Genomic DNA, 17,811 nt, shown 5'->3' with positions numbered 1-17,811 from the left:
CGCTGGCTAACGCCGCTTCTTTGGCTTTTCCAGAAGCGCTACCGCCTCGACATGGTGCGACCAGAGGAACTGATCGATCGGCGTGACGGAAATCAGGCGGTACCCGCCTTCCACGAGGATGGAAAGATCGCGGGCGAGCGTGGCCGGATTGCACGACACGGCCGCAACATAGCGGATGTCGCTCCGGGCGATCTGGCGCGCCTGGTCTTCCGCACCGGCGCGTGGCGGATCGAAGACGAGACCGTCGAAGCCATTCAGCTCCTTCCAGGTCAGGGGCCGTCGGGCGAGATCGCGCCGCTCGCTGGTGATCGTCTTCAGGCCCGCGGCATGGCGAAAGGCGCGGTCGAGCGCGGCCAGGGCAGCCGCCTCGCCCTCGACGGCGTGAACCGACGAGTGGCGCGCGAGCCGGAGCGCGAACGTGCCGATGCCGGCAAACAGATCCGCCACCTTCTTGGCCTTGCGAAGATGCGCGGTCACCAGGTCGGCCATCGCCAGTTCCGCCACTTCAACCGCCTGGAGGAATCCGCCGGGCGGCAGATTGACCGCAATATCGTCGATCAGGATCTGCGGCTTTTGTGGCTCCACGACGATCTCGCCCTCGAAGGAGAGGCGCGCGAGCCGCTTGGCGATGGCGAATTGCGTGGCTTTCTGGCGCCTGGCCGCGGACATCTCGCCTGCCCCGGACACGGCGATGTCGAGACCGGAGGCCGTCGCGCTGATGGCCAGACGGAAGGCATCGTGCGTGGCGCAGACGACACCCGCCAGTTCGCGGACGAGATCGATCGCGCCCTCGATCGCCGGCACCGCGATCGGATCCTCCTCGATGTCCACGATCTCGTGCGAAAGCGCCTTGCGATAGCCGAGTTGCATCCCGGCCTCTGTTCGAAGTGCAGTCCACGTCACGCGGCGCCGCGACGCGGGCGGACAGGCGATCAGGCCTTCGACATCGACGTCGAGCGAACGCTGGCGCAGGGCCGTGACGACCGTCTCGCGCTTGAAGGTCCGATAGGCGCCCTCTTCCAGGTGTTGCAATTCGCAGCCGCCGCAGGTGCCGAAATGCCGGCAGGTGGGCTCGACGCGCTGCGGCGAGGCCTCGATCACGGCGATCAGATCGGCGCGGTCCTTGTTGATCGCGGCGGTGACTGTCTCGCCCGGCAGGGCGAAGGGCACGAAGACGGGACCGCGCGGCGTGTCGGCGATGCCGTCGCCCTGGGCGCCGAGACGTTGAACGGTCAGGCGGGTACTCATCGGTGCTTCTCGCCATGAAGGAGGAATTCGCGGTTGCCGTCGCCGCCTTCTATGGGCGACGCGACGATGCCCACGGCGCGCCAGCCGGGAAAGGCGTCGAGCCACGAACGCATGTCTTCCGCCACGCGTTCCGCGTCCGCCGGATCGCGCAGCAGGCCACCCTTGCCGATCGCCTGGCGCCCTGCCTCGAATTGCGGCTTCACCAGAAAGACGCCCCTGGCACCCGGCGCCGCAAGATCGAGCGCCGGGGGCAATGCGAGCTTCAGCGAAATGAAGCTCACATCGGACACGATCACGTCCGGCGCGCCATAAGGCAGATGGCTCGGTGCGAGGTCCCTCGCATTCAGCCCTTCGATCGCGGTCACCCGCGGGTCATCGGCAACGCGCTGATGCAATTGCCCATGGCCGACATCGATCGCCGTCACATGCGCCGCGCCGCGCTCAAGCAGCACCTGGGTGAACCCACCCGTCGAGGCACCGATGTCGAGCGCCTGCGTGCCCCTGACATCGATCCCGAAAGCATCGAGCCCGCGAACGAGCTTCAGCGCCGCACGCGAGACATAGTCCAGTGCCGGATCGGCGATCTCGATGCTCGCATCGGGCGCGGCGGTCCTGCCGGGTTTGGTCTCAGTCCGCCCGTCAACCTTCACCGTGCCGCGCAGGATGGCGTCGCGTGCACGCGAGCGCGACGCAAACAAGCCTCGTTCCACGAGGAGTTCGTCGAGGCGGAGGCGGGTGGTGGTGTCGGTGGACATGGGGCTTGATGCGGCAATCGGGCCCTCCAGGCAAGGCCAGAACCATCTTGATGGCACAATGCAAACGCATTACCTTAGTCGCTGATCAATATGGGAACAGGCTCCATGGGCAAGCTGCTGGAAATCGAAGCGACGATCACCGAACGTGGCCAGACGACTGTGCCCTCTGCGATCCGCAAGGCGCTTGGGCTTGAACGGAACGGCAAAGTCATGTTCCGGCAGATGGAGGACGGGACCGTTACCATTGCGCCAAAGCCCGATGGCGACGATGCTGCCGATCCCGTCATCGGCCGCTTCCTGGCCTTTCTTGAACGCGACATGATGGCCCGGCCAGACGCGCTGGTGCCGGCATCGCGCGAGATTGTTGATCGCGGCAGCAAGCTGGTCGAAGGGGTGGACATCGATCTCGATGCCCCTCTCACAGATGACTGACATCAGGATCAACGGGTGGAGTATCTATCTCCATCCCTTTTTCCTTGATCAGTATGAGGCTCTGCTGGCGGAGGTGGAAGCGGCGAAGGCAAAGGATCCAGAAGGGTACCGAAAGCGCACCTCGACCAAGCTGCTCACAGCCGTTCATCGACTTGCCTTCGAGATCATCCCTTCCGATCCAACGCACCCGGACTTCCGGATGGGAAACACGCTCGGCGGCGACTACCGGCATTGGTTCCGCGCCAAGTTCTTCCAGCAATACCGGTTGTTCTTCCGATACCAGGAAAGCGCGAGGATCATCGTGATCGCCTGGGTCAATGACGAGACAACAAGACGCGCCTATGGCGCGAAGTCCGATGCCTATGCGGTGTTCCGAAAGATGCTTGCGCGCGGGCGGCCGCCGGACGACTGGAACGGCTTGCTGGCACAAAGCAGGTCTTCACGGTCCCGCGCTGGGAAGGTCCGATCCGATGCCGAAGGCAGTATCTAGGCTAAGCTGAATTTCACGCCGTTGCCGCGCTCTGTGTCCGGCCGAGTGTGGCAAAGACCGCGCCCACGATGCCCGCGCGGTCGAGACCTGCGGCGGCATACATCTTTTCGGGCTTGCCATGATCGGTGAAGACATCCGGCAGCACGAGCGGTCTGACCTTGAGCCCGTGATCGAGCAGGCCAGCATGGGCGAGATAGTGCAGGACATGGGTGGCGAAGCCCCCTATCGCGCCCTCTTCCACCGTGATCAGCACCTCGTGCTCGCGGGCCAGCCGCGCGACGAGATCCTCGTCCAGCGGCTTGGCGAAGCGGGCATCCGCCACCGTCGTGGAGAGACCCGAGGCCTCGAGTTCCTCGGCGGCCGCCAGGCAGTCGGCCAGACGCGTGCCGAAGGAAAGCAGCGCCACCTTGGTGCCTTCGCGCAGGATGCGCCCCTTGCCGATCTCCAGCGCCTTGCCGCGTTGGGGCATCTCCACGCCCACGCCGTTACCGCGCGGATAGCGGAACGAGAGCGGTCCCTCGCCATATTCGACGGCGGTGCGCACCATGTGCTTCAGTTCTGCCTCGTCGGCGGCCGCCATCACCACGAAACCCGGCAGGCTTGCCAGATAGGTGACGTCGAAGGCGCCGCAATGGGTCGCACCGTCGGCGCCGACAAAGCCCGCCCGGTCGATGGCAAAGCGCACCGGCAGCTTCTGGATCGCCACGTCGTGGACGACCTGGTCGTAGGCGCGCTGGAGGAAGGTGGAATAGATCGCCGCGAAGGGTTTCAGCCCTTCCGTGGCCAGTCCGGCGGCGAAGGTCACCGCATGCTGCTCGGCAATGCCGACATCGAAGGTGCGCTCGGGAAAGGCCTCGCCGAAGAGATCGAGCCCGGTGCCGGACGGCATGGCGGCGGTGACGGCGATGATCTTGTCATCGTCGCGCGCCTCTTCGATCAGCGCCTCGGCGAAGACCTTGGTATAGGCGGGCGCGTTGGAAGGGGCCGACGCCTGCGCCCCGCTGATGACGTCGAATTTCGACACGCCGTGATACTTGTCGGCGGCGGCTTCGGCTGGCGCGTAGCCCTTGCCCTTCTGGGTGATCAGGTGGATGAGAACGGGTCCCGTGCCGTGATCGCGCACATTGCGCAGCACAGGCACCAGATGCTCCAGATTGTGACCGTCGATGGGACCGATGTGGAAGAAGCCCAGCTCCTCGAACAGCGTGCCGCCGGTCACATAGCCGCGCGCATGCTCGACGGCGCGGGTGACGGCGCGGTCGACCCGCTTGCCCAGATGCGCCGTCAGCTTCTTGCCGAGATCGCGCATGCCGGCATAGGTCGCGCCAGAGGCTAGCCGGGCCAGATAATGGCTCATGGCACCCGATGGCGGCGCGATCGACATGTCGTTGTCGTTGAGGATGACGATGAGCCTTGCATCGAGCGCGCCGGCATTGTTCATCGCCTCATAGGCCATGCCGGCCGACATGGCACCGTCGCCGATGACCGCGATCACGTTGCGCTTCTCGCCTTTCAGGTCACGAGCGACCGCCATGCCGAGACCGGCCGAGATCGAGGTCGAGGAATGCGCGGCACCGAAGGGATCGTATTCGCTCTCGTCGCGCTTGGTGAAGCCCGACAGCCCGCCTTCCTGGCGCAACGTGCGGATGCGGTCGCGTCGGCCGGTCAGGATCTTGTGCGGATAGGCCTGGTGACCGACATCCCAGATCACCCGGTCATGGGGTGTGTCGAAGACATGGTGGAGGGCCACGGTCAGTTCGACCACCCCGAGACCGGCGCCGAGATGCCCGCCGGTCTGAGAGACGGCATCGATCAGTTCCAGCCGAAGTTCCTCGGCGACCTTGGGCAGCTGGCGCTCGTCGAGTCGGCGGAGGTCGGCGGGCAGATTGATCGTGTCGAGAAGGGGTGTGTCTGGCTTGGTCAAGGCTGGGCCTGTCTCTGCGCGGGATTGAGCAGGACATAGTGCGTCACCGGCGCTGTGTAAATGCGCGCGCGTCCGTGAGCCGGCGTCGAGGCCTATTCCGGCAGCGGAATGAACTCCTCCGCGTCGCCCGGAACAATGTCGAACCGGCCGGTGCGCCACTCCTCCTTGGCCTGCTCGATGCGCTCTTTCGACGAGGAGACGAAGTTCCACCAGATGTAGCGCCGCGAACCCAGCGCGGCGCCGCCGAACAGCATCAGATGCGCGCCGCGCGGTGCCGAGACGACGATCTCGTCGCCGGGGCGGAAGACGAGCAGGCGGTCGGCGGGAAAGACGTCGCCGGCAATATCGACGTCACCCGTCAACACGTAGATGGCGCGCTCTTCGGTCGCGGAGGGAATGCGCACCCGACCGCGGGGCGCGAGGCTGATGTCGACATAGAGCGTCTCGGAGGCGGTCCGGACCGGCGATTTCAGGCCCGAGAATTCGCCGATCACGACCCGCCCCGAGGCGCCGTCATCGGCGAATTCGGGCAGCATGTCGCGGGCGGTGTTTTCGAAGAGCGGCGCGATCTCCTCCTTGTCCTCCGGCAGCGCCAGCCAGGTCTGCAGGCCCGACATGCCCATCGGGGAGCCGCGCAGCTCTTCCGGCATGCGTTCGGAATGGACGATGCCGCGCCCCGCCGTCATCAAATTCACGTCGCCCGGCTCGATCACCATTTCGGTGCCCAGCGAGTCGCGGTGGCGTACCTTGCCGTCGAAGAGATAGGTGACGGTGGCCAGCCCGATATGTGGGTGCGGCTTCACGTCGAAGCCCTGCCCGGCACGCAGGATCGCCGGCCCCATCCGGTCGAAGAAGATGAACGGACCGACGAGGCGCCGCCTGGTCGACGGCAGCGCGCGGCGCACCTCGAACCCGCCCACATCGTGAGAGCGCGGCACGATCAGAGTCTGGATCGCATCGCAGGCGAAGGCATCGCCGGGCTCTGGGTCTTTTCCGGGAAAGAAGCTCATGGTGCGGGTTACGACCTCATGTCCAGGTCAGCACCGGCACTGCATAGCGCGACAGGCGGCGATCGTGTGTCACGAATTGCATGCCTTCGATCAGAGCCTGAGCCAGCATCAACCTGTCGAAGGGATCGGAGTGAATCGGTGGCAGGCGTTCCACAAAGGCAGCATGCGCCGCGCTCACCTCAAGCACCGAAAACCCCGCCGTCTGGAAATGCCCGATGGCCTCGCTTCCCGAGAAGGGCGGACTGTCGGGCCGCTCCAGCGGATGCTTTATCGCGATCTCCCAGATCGCGGCAGCCGAGACCGATACCAGATTGGCGGGATTGGCTATCTCTTCGCTGACGCCGGCCGGCACGCGATGGGGTTCGGTCAGTATCCAGATCGCCACATGCGTGTCGAGCAGGAGCCTCACTTCTCCTCGCCCAGGAACATCGCCTCGACCTCGGCGTCCATGGCCTGAAAGCCTTCGAGGTCCATGGGTGGGAACTTGCCAGCCAGGAATCCAAGGCGCCGCCCGCGCGTCGGCGCCGTGTCGAGCGGCACCAGCTTGGCAGCCGGCTTTCCGTTTCGCGCAATGATGATCTCGCTCTCGGCGCCCGATTCAAGCGCTTCGACCAGCTTGGAAAGCTGGGTCTTGGCTTCAAGCATGTTCACGGTGCTCAACTCGACCTCCTTAGCCAGCCTTGGCTAAGGTAGGATGCACGCAGCTAAGCGTCAATGTGAAGCCTACTCGCCGTCCAGCGGCTCCGTGCCGACGGGCTTGCCTTCGCGCGACAGGCGGATCTTCTCTACCTTGTCCTCGGCCGACTTGAGCAGTCGGTCGCAATGCGCCTTCAGCGCCTCGCCGCGCTCATAGATGCGGATCGACTGGTCGAGCGGCACGTCGCCGCGCTCCAGGTCGTCGACGATCTTCTCGAGTGCCTCCAGCGCCTGCTCGAAGCTCATCGCCTTGATGTCGTCGTCGGGGTTTTCAGCCATGGTCATCCTCGCATCAGCCGTCCGACATGGGCGCCGACCGAGCTCGAAAGGCCGCGCAGGTCGTAGCCGCCCTCCAGAAGGCTCACCAGCCTGTCGTTACACAGCCGGTTGGCCAGTTCCATGAGTTCGGCCGTCGCCCAGTCGAAATCGGCCTCGTCCAGATTGATCTCGGCCAGCGGATCGCGGTGATGGGCGTCGAAGCCGGCCGAGATGATGATGAGGTCGGGGTGGAAATCCACGATGGAGCGCATGACGCGGTCGCGGAAGGCATCTCGGAACGTGTCCGACCCGGAACCTGCCGAAAGAGGTGCGTTGACGATGTTGCCCGCACCCGTCTCGTCCTTGGCGCCCGTGCCGGGATAAAGCGGCATCTGGTGGGTCGAGCAGTAGAGCACGCTCGGATCGTCCCAGAAGATGTCCTGCGTGCCGTTGCCGTGATGCACGTCCCAGTCGATGATGGCGACACGATCCGCCCCATGCCGCTTCTGGGCATGACGTGCGGCGATGGCGGCATTGTTGAACAGGCAGAAGCCCATCGCCGTCACCTTCTCGGCGTGGTGGCCGGGCGGGCGGGCGGCGACGAACACGTTGTCGGCGCGCTTTTCGAACACGTCGTCCACGGCCGCGACAGCTGCACCGACGCCCAGAAGTGCGGCCTCCCCGCTCATCGGACTGACGGACGTGTCTGCGTCGACCCGCACGATGCCTTCGTCGGGGATCGCGTTCATCACCTTGTCCACGTGGGATTCGGGATGCGCCAGCACCAGATGCTCGCGGCCGGCGGGCTCCGGCTGATGCCGGTCGAGCCGGTCGAAACGGTCGTCCGACAGGACCTTTTCGATGGCGCGCAAGCGATCGGGTCGCTCGGGGTGGCCCGGCGGTGTCAGGTGTTCGAGGAAAAGCGGATGGGAATAGAGGCGTGTGACCATGAAACCGATATAATCACTTCGCCGGGCCAAGGCCATCCTGCCGCCGCGCCTTTGCTGCGGCGGTCAACAGTTTGTAGGCCTCTCACGCCTGGCGTTTCGACTTCAGCAGGCCGTCAAGGAGCGCCCGCAGCGCATCGACCGCCCTGCCCGACGTTTCCTCCTGGTCGTCGGCGTTCGCGATCCACAGCGAAGCCTCCAGCATGGCGCCGTTGAGGAGCCGCGCCATCGCCTCCGCATCGGCATCCGCGATTGTGCCCTCGTCCAGAAGACGCCGCAGGCTTCTCGTCAGCGAGGCGATGCAGCCGCTCTGGTTCGGCCAGGTCGATGGGTCGCCCAGCACCGCGGGCCCGTCAAGGAGGAGGATGCGCTGGATTTCCGGCTCCAGCGCCATCTCGACATAGGCCACGCACTCGGCCACGAACCCCTCCCAGGGATTGGCCGCCGCCGCCGAGATCTCTGCCAGCCGGGCACCCATCTCGGCGTCGATCTGCTCGATCACCGCTTCGAGCAGGCCCTTCTTGTCGCCGAAATGATGATAGAGCGCGCCGCGCGTCAGCCCGGCGGCGGCCGTGAAGTCGTCCATCGAGGCCGCGGCATAGCCGACCTCGCCAAATGCCTTGCGGGCTGCCGCGATCAACTTGCCCCGCGTTTCCGCGATCATCTCGGCTCTCGGCCTGTGCGCCATCTCTGCACCAATCAACATACGCTCCGTATGCCAATTTACATACGCGTCGTATGTCATTATCTCGTTTCACATACGCAACGTATCTAAGTGACCTCCAGCAAAAAGGCGAGGATTTCCCGATGCCAAAAAATCCCTATGCTGCAGTCTTTGGTGCTCCGGGCGCCAAGGGTTTCGCCGCGGCTGCCTTCATCGGCCGCTTGCCGATCGCCATGGCGCCGATCGGTATCGTCGCCATGCTGTCGCAGACGCATGGCGAGTACTGGCTGGCGGGTGCCGTCGCCGCCACCTTCGGATTGACCAACGCCTTCGTGGCGCCGCAGATCTCGAGGCTCGTCGACCGGTACGGCCAGACCGTGGTGGCGGCTCCGGCCGCCGCCATCTCCGCGGTCGCCTTTCTCGCGCTTCTTGCCGCCACCAACCAGCGTTGGCCTGTCTGGACCCTGTTCCTGTTCGCTTTCCTGGCCGCGACAATGCCCAGCCTGCCCGCGATGGTGCGCGCGCGCTGGTCGGAGCTCTTCCGCGACCGGCCCGAGCTCAACACGGCATTCGCCTATGAATCAGCCGCCGAGGAGCTGATCTACATCGCTGGCGCCTCGCTGTCCGTCGGACTGAGCGTCGCCTTCTTTCCAGAAGCCGGAATGCTGGCCAGTACGCTCTTCCTCATCGTCGGTACGGCGAGCTTCCTGCTTCAGCGCTCGACCGAACCCGCCGTTCAGCCGGCCGGTTACGGCGAGACGGGTTCGGCCCTCCGGCTCGTCCCTGTGCAACTCGTCACGCTTGCTCTGATCTTCGTCGGCGCCATGTTCGCGGCGACGGAAGTCAGCGTCATCGCGGTCACCGACGAAATCGGTCGCCCGGGCGCGGCGAGCCTGGTCATCGGCGTCTATGCCGCCGGCTCCTTCGTCGTCGGCTTGGTGATGGGAGCGGTCAACCGGACGATGCCGCTGCAGCGCCAGCTTGCCATCGCCACGTTCGTGGTCGCGGCAACGGCGCTCCTGCCGCTCCTTGGCCACACCGTCCCGACGCTTGCCCTCACGGTATTCCTCAGCGGGCTCGCGATCTCCCCGGTCTTCATCACCGCCTTCGGCCTCATCGAGCGACGCGTGCCTGCCTTCATGCTCACCGAAGGCATCACCTGGGTGGTTGCCGGCATCGGCATCGGCATGGCGCTCGGTGCCTTCGTGACCGGGTGGGTCGTCGATGTGGCCGGCGGACGCAGCGGCTTCTTCGTCGGGATTGCCGCGGGAGCGGCCGCACTCTCGACCGTTCTCCTGGGCCATAATGCGCTCGCCCGAGGAGCCCGGGCAACACCCCTCCCTATGGACCAGCCGGCCGAATGACTGCGAATGCGGACTGGTCCGGGCGCTGCCCGGACCAGTCTGCGCTAGATGATCTCGGTGTCGGCAATCTCGATGCCGAAACCCTGCAGGCCCACATAATGGCGCCGGCGGGACGCAAGAAGCTTGATCGACGAGATGCCGAGATCGCGCAGGATCTGCGCGCCCAGGCCGATCTCGCGCCATTCCTGCTCGCGCGCGACCGCCTCCTGATGTGCCTCGGCATCGGCCGTCTGCGGACGGTTGCGCTCGTGGTGGCCGACGCCGACCGAACCCTCGCGCAGGTAGATGATGACGCCGCGCTCGGCCTTGGCCATGTTGCGCATGATGCCGTGCAGCGTCTCCTCCGTGCCGAAGACGTCGGTGACCACGCTTTCGGGATGGAGACGCACGGGAATGTCGACGCCATCGCGGATGTCGCCGAAGACGATGGCAAGATGGTCCATCGTGTCCCAGGGCAGACGGTAGGTATAGGCGGTCGCCTTGCCGGCCGGCGTCTGGATGGCAAAGCTGTCGAGCCGCTCGACCAGGGTTTCCTTGCGCTGCCGGTAGGCGATCAGGTCGGCGACAGAGACCTGCCTGAGACCGTTCGTCTCCGCGAAGGTGGAGACCTGGGGCCCGCGCATGACGGAGCCGTCATCATTGACGAGTTCGCAGATCACGCCGACGGGCGGCAGGTCGGCAAGCTTGCACAGATCGACCGCCGCCTCGGTGTGGCCCGAGCGCATGAGAACCCCGCCTTCGCGCGCCACGAGCGGGAAGATGTGTCCCGGACGCACGAAATCCGCCGGACCGGCATTGGGATTGGCGAGATTGCGTACGGTCAGCGTGCGGTCCTCGGCCGAGATGCCGGTCGTGGTGCCGTGTTTGAAATCGACGCTCACGGTGAAGGCGGTGGCGTGCGGCGCGTCGTTTTCGGCCACCATCGGCGCGAGATTGAGGCGCCTGGCCTCCTCGCGCGGCATGGGCGTGCAGACAATGCCGGAGGTGTGGCGCACGATGAAGGCCATCTTCTCGGGCGTGCAATGCACCGCGGCGACGATCAGGTCGCCCTCGTTCTCGCGCCCGTCATCGTCCATGACCACGACGATCTCGCCGCGCTCGAAGGCACGGATCGCGTCCACCACGCGTTTCTGGTCATATGGCATGGTTGTTTTCCAGCATCTTGTTGATTGGATCAGGCCCGGCCGGTCTGGCCACGGTGCCGCAGATAGTGATCGGCCAGCACGCAGGCCAGCATGGCCTCGGCAACCGGCACCGCGCGGATGCCGACACACGGGTCGTGCCGGCCCTTGGTGACGATCTCGACGTCCCGGCCCTCGGCATCGATCGACCGGCGCGGCGTGAGAATGGACGATGTCGGCTTCACCGCGAAGCGGGCGACGATGGGCTGGCCGGTCGAAATGCCCCCCAGGATGCCGCCGGCATGGTTCGACAGGAAGATCGGTTTGCCGTCATTGCCCATGCGGATCTCGTCGGCGTTGCCCTCGCCGCTGTTGCGGGCGGAGGCGAACCCGTCGCCGATCTCCACGCCCTTGACCGCGTTGATCGACATGAGGGCCGCCGCGATGTCCTGGTCGAGCTTGGCGTAGATCGGCGCGCCGAGCCCGGCAGGTACGCCTTCGGCCACCACCTCGATGACGGCACCGACGGACGAGCCCGCCTTGCGGATGGCGTCCAGATAGTCGGAGAAGACCGGCACGGAGGCAGGGTCCGGCGTGAAGAAAGGGTTTTCGGGCGAATCGACGAAATCCCAGTTCCAGTTGGCCCGGTCGATTTCCTTCTCGCCCATGGCGACGAGCGCGGCCTTGATGCTGACGCCTGGGAGCACCTTGCGCGCCAGCGCGCCGGCCGCCACGCGCATCGCCGTCTCGCGCGCGGAGGAGCGGCCGCCGCCGCGATGGTCGCGGATGCCGTATTTGGCATCGTAGGCGAAATCGGCATGGCCCGGGCGGTACTGCCGGGCAATCTCGCCATAATCCTTGGAGCGCTGGTCCTCGTTGACGATCATCATCGAGACCGGCGTGCCGGTGGTTATCAGCTCATCGTCGTTGCCCGGCAGGACTCCGGAGAGAACGCGCACGGTGTCCGGCTCGCGGCGCTGGGTCACGAAGCGCGACTTGCCCGGCCTGCGTCGGTCGAGATCGGCCTGGATGTCGGCGAGCGTGAAGCCGATCCCGGGCGGACAGCCGTCGATGACGCAGCCGATCGCCTCGCCATGGCTCTCGCCCCAGGTGGTGACGCGGAACAGGTGGCCGAAAGTGTTGTGCGACATGAAAAGTGAACTGCCCGGCTGGCGGATTTCGACCGCTTCTATTGGGCTTTCCCGGTCGGGTCAAACCCACGCCCCATCCGGTCGGTAGTTTTGCCACAATCACCGTGCTATGCGTCGCGGATTGGGACATCAGGCCGCTTTTAGCGCGGCGATCGATCGAGAGGATGGATTCATGCGTCTTGCAGTTGCAGCCCTTACCGCTTTTCTCGCCATGACCGGTATTTCAGCCGCAGCCAGCGACGAAGGTCAGATAACCGCCATCGACACCGAAGCCATGACGATCACGCTCGACAATGGAGCGACCTATCGCTTGCCCGGTGAATTCAACATGGAAGCGATCGATGTCGGATCGGAAGTGCTGATCGCCTACGACCAGGTCGAGGGCCAGCGTCAGATCACCGACATGGACATCATGGAATAGCGCGCCGGCCGGGCGTCAGGCCTGGTGCCAGTCGAGCATGGAATCGCGCAGGACGAGTACGCGGTCCTGCGGAATGGTGAGCTTGGCCGCCCCCTCGTCATCCAATCCGCCGTAGAGGCGGAAGATCGAGCGCAGCACGCCCCCGTGGGTGACGCAGATGACGGGCTCGTTCTGCGTGGCCAGCCACCCCTCCACCCTGGCGCAGAGCATGGCGTAGCTTTCCGCCTCCGCGCCTTCGGGCAGAAAGTGCCATTTGTCGGCCTCCCTGCGTTCTCCCGCCGACGGATCGGTCGTCTCGATTTCCGACAATGTGCTGCCCTGCCAGCTGCCGAAATGCAGCTCCATCAGGGCCGGATCGGTGCGGAATGCGGCCGGCTCCAGTCCCGCCGCGGCGCGCAGGAGCCGCATCGTCTGGCAGGTTCGCCTGAGCGGACTGGCCACGAAGTCGAATGTCGACAGATCCGGCTCCAGCCGCGCCAGCAATCTGCCGTTGCGCGCGGCCTGGCTGCGGCCGAGCTCGTTGATGTCGGTGTCTGCCTGACCCTGGAAGCGGCCCTCCGCGTTCCAGTCGGTCTGGCCATGGCGCACGAAATAGGCAAGCGGCGGCATTGGTCGGCCCGCGGCCAGAGGCCGCCCATTGGTCACTCGTTGATGACGGTCGAGATGTCGGGCGCGTCGACGGCCTTCATGCCGATGACGTGATAGCCCGAATCGACATGCAGCACCTCGCCGGTGACGCCGCGCGACAGCGGCGACACGAGATAGAGTGCGGAGTCGCCCACCTCGTCGATGGAGACGGTGCGCCTCAGCGGCGCATTGTATTCGTTCCATTTGAGGATGTAGCGGAAGTCGCCGATGCCCGAGGCGGCGAGTGTCTTGATGGGTCCGGCCGAAACCGCGTTGACGCGGATGTTCTTCGGTCCGAGATCGACCGCCAGATACTGCACGCTGGCTTCCAGCGCGGCCTTGGCGACGCCCATCACGTTGTAGTTCGGCATCACCTTCTCGGCGCCGTAATAGGTCATGGTCAGGATCGACCCGCCCTGCGGCATCAGCTTTTCGGCGCGCTGGGCGGCGGCCGTGAACGAATAGACCGAGATGTCCATCGTCTTCAGGAAATTGTCGCGCGTGGTCTCGACATAGCGGCCTTCGAGCTCGTTCTTGTCGGAAAAGCCGATGGCATGGACCAGGAAGTCGATCTGGCCCCAGCGCTCCTCGAGATCGGCGAAGCAGGCGTCCATGGTCGACAGGTCGGTGACGTCGCAATGTCCGCAGACCACGGCGCCCAGCTCCGCGGCAAGCGGCTCGACGCGCTTGCGCAGCGCATCGCCCTGATAGGTGAAGGCCAGTTCCGCGCCTTGCGCCGCGCATGCCTTGGCGATGCCCCAGGCTATCGACCGGTTATTGGCAAGTCCCATGATGAGACCGCGTTTGCCCGCCAGGATGCCTTCGCCCGCTGCCATGGGACATTTCTCCGCACACGTTGTTCTTTGCGGCAAAGCCTATCGCATAGCGAGGTCGGGGCTTCAAGCGGAAGGGTACGGCGAAGAGGGACTGCTGACGCCTGCGGAAGTCATGCGTCGCGGCGCTTGCGCATCAGCGCTTCCAGTTCGGCGTCGCCTTCCGGCAGCATGATGCGCACATTGGCGTAGAGGTCGCCGCGCCCGCCGGTCTTGAGCGGCAGTCCCTTGCCCTTGATTCGCAGCGAGCGGTCGGAACTCGTCCAGGCCGGTATCGTGACGGCGACCTTGCCGTCGAGCGTCTCGACCGGGATCTTGGTGCCCAGCACGGCGTCGGCCAGCGGCACCTGCACGCCGAGATGCAGGTCGCGTCCCTCGACCCGGAAACGGGGATGGCGCCTGAAGCGTATGGTCACGTGGGCGTCGCCGGCCCCGCCGAGCGGGGTCGCATCGCCCTGCCCTTTCAGCCGGATGGTCTGTCCGTCCTCGACGTAGGAAGGCAGCTTCACGGCGATGCGTCGACCGTTGGGAAGGTTGGCCGTCACCTTGGCGGCGGAAGCCACCTCTTCCAGCGTGACGTCGAGCGTGGCCGTCACGTCGCCCCTGGGGGGCGCGGTGCGGCCGGCTCCGGATGCGGCCCCCGCGCCCGGACGCGGCCCGGTCTTGGCCTTGCCCGCGAAGGCATTGCCGAAAATCTCGGCGAAGATGTCGCCCGGATCGGCAAAGGGATCGTCTCCGGGCCCGGCGCCCCGAAATTCGAAATGGGCGCCGCCCGGGCCGCGCTGGGTCCGGCGGAAGCCGCCATAGGTCCCGTCGCCGGCCGCGCCTTCGAAGCCCGTGAATCGCGGCTTGCCCGCGCCGTCGATCTCGCCGCGGTCGAACGCCGCGCGCTTGTTGTCGTCGCCGACGATGTCATAGGCCTGCGTCGCCTCTGCGAAGCGCTCCTGAGCCTTCGGATCGTCCGGGTTCTGGTCCGGATGATATTTCTTCGCCAGCTTCCGGTAGGCCGACTTGATGTCTTTTGCCGAGGCGTTTTTCGCAACGCCCAGCACTTCATATGGGTCGCGCATATTGCACCTTGCGGGAACGCGTTCGAGACATGGAAATGCAGCCTAGATATGCGGCTTCGGAGAACGAGATTCCAGTGCCCGTAGCGATTCTACAGGGGACGGAAATAAAGCAGTGTCCATTCGCTGCCCGAAAGCAGGCAGGCTTCGCCCGAATAGAGCGATATCCCGTCGAAGCTCTCGCGTGTGGTCTGGAAGCGGCGGCACGGCCGTCCCGATTCGCGGTATTCCTCGATTTCGGTGACGCGCCCGCGCGAACCGGTCCGCGAGTTGTTCCAGGCCAGCATGCCCCCGACGGGCAGGCTCTCGAGATCGGCCGAGGTGACGGCATTGCGCACCGTGGCCTCGTCGGCGACGACCTGTTCGTCGGGACGTGCCTGGGTGCCCGTGGAGCCGGTTATGATCGAACGGTCCTGCGCAATCGTATCAAGGGTGATGCCACGGGCCGAGCACCCGGCGCAGGCCAGCATCACGAGGAAAAGCAACCCGCCGCGCAGGAGCGGACGGAGCCGAATAAGGTCAACGACTTGAACTGGACGCCACAATCGGCAATCTCCCCGAAAAGGCGAACTCCGACAAGAGTTACAGAATGACAGAGACACAGTTAACGGATCATGACTTTACCGAAGCTGACGAGCCGATCCGGCTTTTCGGCGACTGGCTGGCGGACGCCGAGCAGAAGGAAATCAACGACCCGTCGGCCGTGGCGCTGGCGACCGTCGATCCCGAAGGCTTGCCCAATGTCCGCATGGTGCTCCTGAAGGGCTTCGACGAGAAGGGCTTCGTCTTCTACACCAATTTCGAAAGCGTCAAGGGCGGCGAGATCCTTGCGTCGATGAAGGCGGCCATGTGCTTCCACTGGAAGAGCCTGCGCCGCCAGGTGCGGCTGCGCGGCGCCGTCGAGATCGTCACGCAGGAAGAAGCCGACGCCTATTTCGAATCGCGCCCGCGCGGCAGTCGCATCGGGGCCTGGGCCTCGAAACAGTCGCGACCGCTGGAAACCCGTTTCGCGCTCGAAAAATCGGTGGCCGAATACACGACCCGCCACGCCATCGGCACGATCCCGCGGCCCGAATACTGGTCGGGCTTCCGCATCGTGCCGTCCGAAATCGAGTTCTGGCACGACCGCCCGTTCCGGCTCCACGACCGCGTACGCTTCGAGCGCGAGGGAGACCTGTGGCGCAAGGTCAGGCTCTACCCGTAAGGGCCGGGCCGCAAGCTGAGGCGGGCGGCGGAAGTCATTCAGCCTGCAAAGGCGGCCTCGATGCGCCAGCGGCCCTTGTAGGCACCTCGTCATAGTCGATCGGCACCTTCCGGTTCGAGCGCCCGGGAATGACGGCCTCGGCGCCTTCAGCAGGCAACCGCCGATGGCGATGGCGAGATGTTCGGTGTGCGTCGTTCATGCCGCCCGCTCCGCAATCGCCGTGCCCGCCGCCCAGCCGGACGACCACGCCCACTGGAAATTGTAGCCGCCGAGCCAGCCGGTGACATCGACGACCTCGCCGATGAAATAGAGCCCATCGACGGCCTTGGCTTCCATCGTCCGCGAGTTCAACCCGGCCGTATCGACGCCACCGAGCGTCACCTCGGCTGTGCGGTAGCCTTCCGAGCCGATCGGAAAGACCTCCCAGTTCTGAAGGGTCGCGGCGATGGCGGCGAGCTTCCTGTCGCTCGCCTCGCCGATCGGTCCGGTCCAGCCATGAGTCTCGGCGAGATAGGCGGCGAGCCGTTTGGGCAGGATGTCGCCGAGCGCGGTCGAGATCGCACGGCGGCCGTTCTCTCGCTTGGCCGATAAAAGCGCGCCACGGACGTCGTCGCCGGGCAGGAAAGCGATGCGGATCGGCTGCCTTTCGCGCCAATAGGACGAAATCTGCAGGATCGCCGGCCCGGAGAGACCGCGATGCGTGAACAGCAACGCCTCCTCGAACGACGTCCGGCCGCAGGACACGACCGCGTCGGCCGCGACGCCCGCGATCTCCCGGAAACCGGCGAGCACGTCCTCGCCGAAGGTGAGCGGAACAAGCGCCGGGCGGGTCCCGGTGACGGCGAGCGCGAATTTTTCCGCGATCTGGTAGCCAAGGCCGGTGGCGCCCATTTTCGGAATCGACTTGCCGCCGCAGGCCACGACGAAATGCCGGCAGCGGATCTTCGCCGCCCCCTCGCCGCCGAGCGTGACGACAAAGCCGCTCTCGTCGCGCTCGATGGAGTCGAGCGTGGTTCTCAAGCGCAATTCGCAGCCGGCCTGGTTCATCTCGTCCAGAAGCATCGAGACGATCTGTTTCGCCGAATCGTCGCAGAAGAGCTGGCCCAGCGTCTTTTCGTGCCAGGCGATGCCGTGTTTTTCGACGAGCGCTATGAAATCGTGTTGCGTGTAGCGGCCAAGGGCCGATTTGGCGAAATGCGGGTTGGTCGAGATGAAGTTCTTCGCAGCTGTCCCGATATTGGTGAAATTGCAACGGCCACCGCCGGAAATGCGGATCTTCTCGCCCGGCGCCTTCGCATGATCCACCACCAGCACGCGCCCGCCGCGCGCAGCGGCATGGATCGCGCACATCATGCCCGCCGCGCCCGCACCGAGGATGACGGTATCGAAGGTCTCAAGCTGCATGGAACGCAGCACCCGCCCGTGCCCATGAAAGGTAGCGCACCAACAGGGCCAGCCTCGTCGTCATTTGGAACATCGCAATTTTATCTCGCGGCACTCGGATCGGAGAGAAATATGAACAGGCAAGGGCTAGGGGACACAATCGCCAGCGACAACAATCCCTGCTGGATCATGGCGGAACCGATCCATTTGCACATT

At 65.4% G+C, this 17,811-nt stretch carries 21 protein-coding genes; 5 read left to right on the top strand and 16 right to left on the bottom strand.

Going from position 1 to position 17,811, the window contains the following annotated elements:
• Positions 1 to 6: 6 nt before the first annotated feature.
• Together GRZ55_RS06430 and GRZ55_RS06425 are read right to left on the bottom strand one after the other, a co-directional pair.
• Positions 7 to 1,248 (bottom strand): class I SAM-dependent RNA methyltransferase, encoded by a 1,242-nt coding sequence (locus tag GRZ55_RS06430; RefSeq protein WP_169286091.1) that lies wholly within the window; start codon positions 1,246 to 1,248, stop codon positions 7 to 9.
• On the bottom strand, positions 1,245 to 2,003 hold the full coding sequence (locus GRZ55_RS06425; protein ID WP_169286090.1) for a TlyA family RNA methyltransferase: 759 nt from the start codon (positions 2,001 to 2,003) through the stop codon (positions 1,245 to 1,247). Before GRZ55_RS06425 ends, GRZ55_RS06430 begins: the two co-directional genes overlap by 4 nt.
• Positions 2,004 to 2,108: 105 nt before the next feature.
• On the opposite strand from GRZ55_RS06425, the gene GRZ55_RS06420 reads away from it, so the two are divergent.
• Entirely contained in the window at positions 2,109 to 2,435 is a 327-nt protein-coding gene (locus GRZ55_RS06420; RefSeq protein ID WP_169286089.1) for a type II toxin-antitoxin system PrlF family antitoxin, read from the top strand.
• A complete protein-coding gene (locus GRZ55_RS06415; protein WP_210257260.1) occupies positions 2,428 to 2,925 on the top strand; it encodes a type II toxin-antitoxin system YhaV family toxin in 498 nt (165 codons plus the stop codon). Before GRZ55_RS06420 ends, GRZ55_RS06415 begins: the two co-directional genes overlap by 8 nt.
• A 13-nt stretch (positions 2,926 to 2,938) precedes the next feature.
• Here GRZ55_RS06415 and dxs read toward each other — a convergent pair whose 3' ends face one another.
• The 7 genes from dxs to GRZ55_RS06380 form a co-directional block, all read right to left on the bottom strand.
• Entirely contained in the window at positions 2,939 to 4,849 is a 1,911-nt protein-coding gene (gene dxs, locus GRZ55_RS06410; protein WP_169286088.1) for a 1-deoxy-D-xylulose-5-phosphate synthase, read from the bottom strand.
• A gap of 92 nt (positions 4,850 to 4,941) precedes the next feature.
• Positions 4,942 to 5,859 (bottom strand): pirin family protein, encoded by a 918-nt coding sequence (locus GRZ55_RS06405; RefSeq protein ID WP_169286087.1) that lies wholly within the window; start codon positions 5,857 to 5,859, stop codon positions 4,942 to 4,944.
• Positions 5,860 to 5,875: 16 nt separating this feature from the next.
• Positions 5,876 to 6,268: a type II toxin-antitoxin system VapC family toxin gene (locus GRZ55_RS06400; protein WP_169286086.1), complete on the bottom strand. Its 393-nt coding sequence runs from the start codon at positions 6,266 to 6,268 to the stop codon at positions 5,876 to 5,878.
• Positions 6,265 to 6,510: a type II toxin-antitoxin system Phd/YefM family antitoxin gene (locus GRZ55_RS06395; RefSeq protein ID WP_368856595.1), complete on the bottom strand. Its 246-nt coding sequence runs from the start codon at positions 6,508 to 6,510 to the stop codon at positions 6,265 to 6,267. Before GRZ55_RS06395 ends, GRZ55_RS06400 begins: the two co-directional genes overlap by 4 nt.
• 72 nt (positions 6,511 to 6,582) lie before the next feature.
• A complete protein-coding gene (locus GRZ55_RS06390; RefSeq protein ID WP_169286084.1) occupies positions 6,583 to 6,834 on the bottom strand; it encodes an exodeoxyribonuclease VII small subunit in 252 nt (83 codons plus the stop codon).
• A 2-nt stretch (positions 6,835 to 6,836) separates the two neighbouring features.
• Complete coding sequence (locus GRZ55_RS06385) at positions 6,837 to 7,763, bottom strand: histone deacetylase family protein (protein WP_169286083.1); 927 nt, start codon at positions 7,761 to 7,763, stop codon at positions 6,837 to 6,839.
• Between the two features lie 82 nt (positions 7,764 to 7,845).
• Complete coding sequence (locus tag GRZ55_RS06380; RefSeq protein WP_169286350.1) at positions 7,846 to 8,448, bottom strand: TetR/AcrR family transcriptional regulator; 603 nt, start codon at positions 8,446 to 8,448, stop codon at positions 7,846 to 7,848.
• A 119-nt stretch (positions 8,449 to 8,567) separates the two neighbouring features.
• Here GRZ55_RS06380 and GRZ55_RS06375 point away from each other — a divergent pair, with 119 nt between their 5' ends.
• A complete protein-coding gene (locus GRZ55_RS06375) occupies positions 8,568 to 9,788 on the top strand; it encodes an MFS transporter (RefSeq protein ID WP_169286082.1) in 1,221 nt (406 codons plus the stop codon).
• Positions 9,789 to 9,832: 44 nt separating this feature from the next.
• On the opposite strand, the gene ribB is transcribed toward GRZ55_RS06375, so the two are convergent.
• Both ribB and aroC read right to left on the bottom strand, forming a co-directional pair.
• On the bottom strand, positions 9,833 to 10,933 hold the full coding sequence (gene ribB, locus GRZ55_RS06370) for a 3,4-dihydroxy-2-butanone-4-phosphate synthase (RefSeq protein WP_169286081.1): 1,101 nt from the start codon (positions 10,931 to 10,933) through the stop codon (positions 9,833 to 9,835).
• 29 nt (positions 10,934 to 10,962) lie between these two features.
• Complete coding sequence (gene aroC / locus GRZ55_RS06365; RefSeq protein ID WP_169286080.1) at positions 10,963 to 12,060, bottom strand: chorismate synthase; 1,098 nt, start codon at positions 12,058 to 12,060, stop codon at positions 10,963 to 10,965.
• A 172-nt stretch (positions 12,061 to 12,232) separates the two neighbouring features.
• Between aroC and GRZ55_RS06360 the strand changes: the two genes are divergently transcribed.
• Entirely contained in the window at positions 12,233 to 12,481 is a 249-nt protein-coding gene (locus tag GRZ55_RS06360; RefSeq protein ID WP_169286079.1) for a DUF1344 domain-containing protein, read from the top strand.
• A gap of 15 nt (positions 12,482 to 12,496) precedes the next feature.
• Here the strand turns inward: GRZ55_RS06360 and GRZ55_RS06355 are convergent, their stop codons facing one another.
• The 4 genes from GRZ55_RS06355 to GRZ55_RS06340 form a co-directional block, all read right to left on the bottom strand.
• The gene (locus GRZ55_RS06355; protein ID WP_169286078.1) at positions 12,497 to 13,090 is read right to left on the bottom strand and encodes a histidine phosphatase family protein; all 594 of its coding nucleotides are present in this window, start codon (positions 13,088 to 13,090) and stop codon (positions 12,497 to 12,499) included.
• A 32-nt stretch (positions 13,091 to 13,122) separates the two neighbouring features.
• Complete coding sequence (fabI, locus tag GRZ55_RS06350) at positions 13,123 to 13,944, bottom strand: enoyl-ACP reductase FabI (RefSeq protein WP_169286077.1); 822 nt, start codon at positions 13,942 to 13,944, stop codon at positions 13,123 to 13,125.
• Positions 13,945 to 14,054: 110 nt separating this feature from the next.
• Positions 14,055 to 15,011: a DnaJ C-terminal domain-containing protein gene (locus GRZ55_RS06345; protein WP_169286076.1), complete on the bottom strand. Its 957-nt coding sequence runs from the start codon at positions 15,009 to 15,011 to the stop codon at positions 14,055 to 14,057.
• Between the two features lie 89 nt (positions 15,012 to 15,100).
• The gene (locus GRZ55_RS06340) at positions 15,101 to 15,553 is read right to left on the bottom strand and encodes an RT0821/Lpp0805 family surface protein (protein ID WP_169286075.1); all 453 of its coding nucleotides are present in this window, start codon (positions 15,551 to 15,553) and stop codon (positions 15,101 to 15,103) included.
• A 44-nt stretch (positions 15,554 to 15,597) separates the two neighbouring features.
• Between GRZ55_RS06340 and pdxH the strand changes: the two genes are divergently transcribed.
• Entirely contained in the window at positions 15,598 to 16,212 is a 615-nt protein-coding gene (gene pdxH, locus GRZ55_RS06335) for a pyridoxamine 5'-phosphate oxidase (protein WP_169286074.1), read from the top strand.
• Between the two features lie 195 nt (positions 16,213 to 16,407).
• On the opposite strand, the gene GRZ55_RS06330 is transcribed toward pdxH, so the two are convergent.
• Positions 16,408 to 17,616, bottom strand: coding sequence for an NAD(P)/FAD-dependent oxidoreductase (locus tag GRZ55_RS06330; protein ID WP_169286073.1), 1,209 nt, complete (start codon positions 17,614 to 17,616; stop codon positions 16,408 to 16,410).
• Between the last annotated feature and the right edge of the window lie 195 nt (positions 17,617 to 17,811).

The organism is Chelativorans sp. ZYF759, assembly GCF_012911015.1.
Lineage (GTDB): Bacteria > Pseudomonadota > Alphaproteobacteria > Rhizobiales > Rhizobiaceae > ZYF759.
The sequence above is the reverse complement of the archived record's forward strand: the minus strand, read 5'-3'. Positions and strand labels throughout refer to the sequence as shown.